At 74.2% G+C, this 3,762-nt stretch carries 4 protein-coding genes and 1 pseudogene; all 5 read left to right on the forward strand.

The annotated features are described in order from the left end of the window. Positions 1–185: pseudogene (locus AC2W7A_RS10315) on the forward strand (Trp biosynthesis-associated membrane protein); the annotation flags it as partial. A 198-nt stretch (positions 186–383) separates the two neighbouring features. Beyond that, complete coding sequence (locus tag AC2W7A_RS10320) at positions 384–671, forward strand: HGxxPAAW family protein (protein ID WP_485991277.1); 288 nt, start codon at positions 384–386, stop codon at positions 669–671. 11 nt (positions 672–682) lie between these two features. Continuing rightward, complete coding sequence (gene trpC, locus AC2W7A_RS10325; protein WP_485991278.1) at positions 683–1,489, forward strand: indole-3-glycerol phosphate synthase TrpC; 807 nt, start codon at positions 683–685, stop codon at positions 1,487–1,489. A gap of 32 nt (positions 1,490–1,521) precedes the next feature. Beyond that, a complete protein-coding gene (gene trpB, locus AC2W7A_RS10330; protein WP_485991279.1) occupies positions 1,522–2,997 on the forward strand; it encodes a tryptophan synthase subunit beta in 1,476 nt (491 codons plus the stop codon). Then, a partial coding sequence (gene trpA, locus AC2W7A_RS10335; protein WP_485991280.1) for a tryptophan synthase subunit alpha occupies positions 2,994–3,762 on the forward strand: 769 nt, incomplete at its 3' end. The genes trpB and trpA, both read left to right, overlap by 4 nt.

Below are 3,762 nucleotides of genomic sequence, written 5' to 3' on the forward strand. Positions count from 1 at the left end.
CCTCGTGGCCGGCCGCCACTGGACCCACAGCCGGCGCTTCGAGGCGCCCGTCCGCACCGTCGGGGGACCGCGGACCGTCCGCGGTCGGTGGTGCCACCGTCGACGCCCGGGCGGACTCCGACGCCGGGCCCGACTCCATGGACGCCTGGGACGAGCTCACGGCCGGGAACGACCCGACCCGCTGACCGGCACCTCGGGCATCGGCGCGCGGTCCTGCGCCGGCACCGGCCGGGGCAGGCGACCGCAGGCGTACCGACGCCGCCGCCCGGGGCCTGTCCGCCACCCGGACACCACCCGGAGCATTCGCACCGCGCCGCGCCCGGCGTGGCACAATGAGAGACAGTCATCCCCAGCCGCAAGTCGACCCACAGGGAGAGAGCCCGATGAGCCACCCCGCCAACGCCGCCCAGACCGTGAACCACCAGGTGACCGTGACCGAGGACGGCCGTGTGCTGAACGACCCGACCCACGCCCAGGCGCCGGGTCACGGCAACTCTCCGGGCGCCTGGGCCATGTGCGCCCTCGTGGTGGTCGGCTTCGTCGCCGGCGCCATCGGCCTGTTCATCGACGCGATGGTCCTGGTGTGGATCGCCGTCGCGATCGTCCTGGTCGGCGTCGCCGTCGGCGTCGTGGCCGGCCGTGCCGGCTTCGGCTCCGCCGCCCACCACTGAGCCGGCACCTCGTGACCGTTCTCGACGACATCATCGAGGGGGTCCGCGACGACCTCGCCGCACGCGAGGCCGCCGTTCCGCTCGCAGAGATGGTCCGGAGGGCCGCCGCGGCGGACCCGGCCCGCGATGCCCGCGCCGCCCTGGCCGGAGGCCGCACGGATCCGGAGGGCGTCCGGGTCATCTCCGAGGTGAAGCGCTCCAGCCCCTCGAAGGGCGCGCTGGCCGAGATCCCCGAGCCCGCCACGCTGGCCCGCTCCTATGAGCGGGGCGGCGCGTCCGCGGTCTCCGTCCTCACCGAGCAGCGCCGCTTCGGCGGCAGCCTGGCGGACCTGGACACCGTGCGCGCCGCCGTCGACCTGCCGATCCTGCGCAAGGACTTCACCGTCACCGAGTACCAGATCCATGAGGCGCGTGCCCACGGTGCGGACCTGGTGCTGCTCATCGTCGCCGCCCTGGACGACGCGCAGCTGCGCGACTTCCTCCAGCTCACCCACGAGCTGGGCATGAACGCCCTGGTGGAGGCCCACACCCCGGCGGAGATCGCCCGCGCCGTGGACGTGGAGGCCCGTATCCTCGGTGTCAACGTGCGCAACCTGAAGACGCTGGACATCGATCCGGACCGCTATGCTCGCCTGGCCGCAGACCTGCCCGAGCACGTGGTCCGCGTCGCCGAGTCCGGCGTCGAGTCCGCCGCCGAGGTGGAGCAGTACGCCGCCGCCGGCGCCGACGCCGTCCTGGTCGGCGAGGCCCTCGTGAAGCACGGAGCGCCCGAGCAGGCCCTCCAGCAGTTCCGCGCCGCCTCGGTGCGGGCCCGCTGACCCACACACCACCCACGCAGGAGGACCCCGCCATGTCCACCGACCCCTCCGCCGGCACCGCCGAGCGACCCGAGCGCTTCGGCGACCGGCCGGGCCCCTACTTCGGCCGCTACGGCGGGACGTGGATGCCCGAGTCCCTCATGGCGGCCCTCGCCCAGGTCACCGAGACCTACGAGGCCGCCCGGAGGGACCCCGACTTCGAGGCCGAGCTCAAGGGCCTGTACCGGGACTACATCGGGCGGCCCTCCCTGCTCACCGAGGTGCCCCGGTTCGCCGCGGACGTCCCCGGCGTGCGCATCTTCCTCAAGCGCGAGGACCTCAACCACACCGGCTCCCACAAGATCAACAACGTCATCGGCCAGGCCCTGCTGGCGAAGCGCATGGGCAAGACCCGCCTGATCGCGGAGACCGGAGCCGGCCAGCACGGCGTGGCGACCGCCACGGCCGCCGCCCTGTTCGGCATGGAGTGCACCGTGTACATGGGCGAGGAGGACACCCGTCGCCAGGCCCTCAACGTGGCCCGCATGCAGATGCTCGGCGCCAAGGTGGTGCCGGTGACGATCGGTGCGCGCACCCTGAAGGACGCCATCAACGAGGCGCTGCGCGACTGGGTGGCCTCGGTGGACACGACGCACTACCTGCTCGGCACCGTCACCGGCCCACACCCCTTCCCGGCGATGGTCCGGTACTTCCACTCGGTGATCGGCGAGGAAGCGCGCGCGCAGATCCTCGAGCAGACCGGCCGGCTGCCCCACGCCGTGGCCGCCTGCGTCGGTGGCGGCTCCAACGCGATGGGCCTGTTCTCCGGCTTCCTGGACGACGCGGACGTGCAGCTCTACGGCTTCGAGGCCGGCGGCGACGGGGTGGAGACCGGCCGCCACGCGGCCTCCATCACCCTCGGCCGCACCGGCGTGCTCCACGGGGCCCGCACCTACCTGATGCAGGACGAGGACGGGCAGACGATCGACTCGCACTCGATCTCCGCCGGCCTGGACTACCCCGCGGTCGGCCCCGAGCACGCCTGGCTCAACGACACCGGCCGGGCCGTCTACGAGCCGGTGACGGACACCGCCTGCATGGACGCCATGCTGCGTCTGACCCGGACCGAGGGCATCATGCCCGCGATCGAGTCCGCGCACGCCCTGGCCGGCGCCCTGTCCCTGGCCGAGCGCTGGATCGCCGCCGGCGAGGTCGGCGCGCACACGCCGGAGGGGCAGGAGCGGATCATCGTGGTGAACCTGTCCGGACGCGGGGACAAGGACGTGTCCACCGCGGCCGCCTGGTTCGGCCTGGGGAAGGCCGACGGGGACGCCGCCGCCGGCACCGCCGAGTCCAGCCCCGTGGTGGACGCCGCCGACGAAGCCGTGCGCGCCGACGCCGGTCTGGCACCCGGGGAGGAAGCCGCGGGTGAGCAGCACGACGCGCGGGCCGACGCGGCGGAGCAGACCGACGCCGCAGACCGGACGGACGTCACAGACCGCACCGACGCCGAGGAGGGCCGCCGATGAGCACCGCGACCGTGTCCAGGACCGCCGCCGCGATCGAGCGCGCCCGTGCCGCAGGCCGGACCGCCTTCGTCGGCTACCTGCCGGCCGGCTACCCGTCCGTGGACGAGTGCGTGGAGGCCGCCGTCGCACTGGCCGAGAACGGCGCCGACGTGATCGAGATCGGCCTGCCGTACACCGACCCGGTGATGGACGGCCCCGTGATCCAGGCCGCCACCCAGGCCGCCCTGGCCGCCGGGTTCCGCACGCACCAGGTGTTCGACATCGTCCGCCGGATCACGGAGCGCGTCGACGCGGCCGTGCTGATCATGACCTACTGGAACCTCGTGGACCGCATGGGCGTGGACGAGTTCGCCCGCCGCCTCGCCGAGGCCGGCGGTGCCGGCCTGATCACCCCGGACCTCGTGCCGGAGGAGGCGGCCGACTGGATGGCCGCGTCCGAGCGGCACGGCCTGGACCGCGTGTTCCTCACCGCCCCGTCCTCGCCCGCCGCCCGCGTGGAGCGGACCGTCGCCGACTCCCGCGGCTTCGTCTACGCCGTCTCCGTCATGGGCGTCACCGGTGCCCGCCAGGACGTCTCGGACGTCGCGGCCTCGGTCGTCTCCGCGGCCAAGGCGGCCGGTGCCGAGCACGTCTGCGTGGGCCTGGGCATCTCCCGGCCTGAGCACATCGCCGAGATCGGGGCCTACGCGGACGGCGCGATCGTGGGCACCGCCCTGGTCAAGGCCCTCGGCGACGGCGGCCCCGAGGCGGTCGGCCGCCTGGCCG

The organism is Micrococcus sp. LASM2_SD2, assembly GCF_057364565.1.